This is a genomic window from Psychroserpens mesophilus (genome assembly GCF_050617655.1).
Classification (GTDB): Bacteria; Bacteroidota; Bacteroidia; order Flavobacteriales; family Flavobacteriaceae; genus Psychroserpens; species Psychroserpens mesophilus_A.
In genome coordinates, this window is the sequence record NZ_JBODQC010000257.1 from 1 (window position 1) to 260 (window position 260).

The window sequence follows — 260 nt, forward strand, 5'->3', positions numbered from 1 at the left end:
AAGCCCTGCAATTCCTCCTCAGCCTGTCGCTCCTGATCGTGCTGCACGAAATGGGGCACTTCCTGCCTGCCAAGGCTTTCAAGACCCGGGTCGAGAAATTCTACCTGTTTTTCGACATCAAGTTTTCGCTCTTCAAGAAAAAGATCGGCGAAACGGTTTACGGCATCGGCTGGCTCCCGCTCGGGGGGTATGTGAAAATTGCCGGGATGATCGACGAGAGCATGGATTCCGAGCAGATGAACGAGCCGCCCAAACCCTGG

1 protein-coding gene is annotated in these 260 nt (G+C 55.0%); it reads left to right on the plus strand.

Features of this window, described 5'->3' with window-relative positions; translation table 11 throughout:
- The coding region (locus ACRHNM_RS17180) for a site-2 protease family protein (protein WP_431137862.1) at positions 1-260 on the plus strand (260 nt) is incomplete at both ends.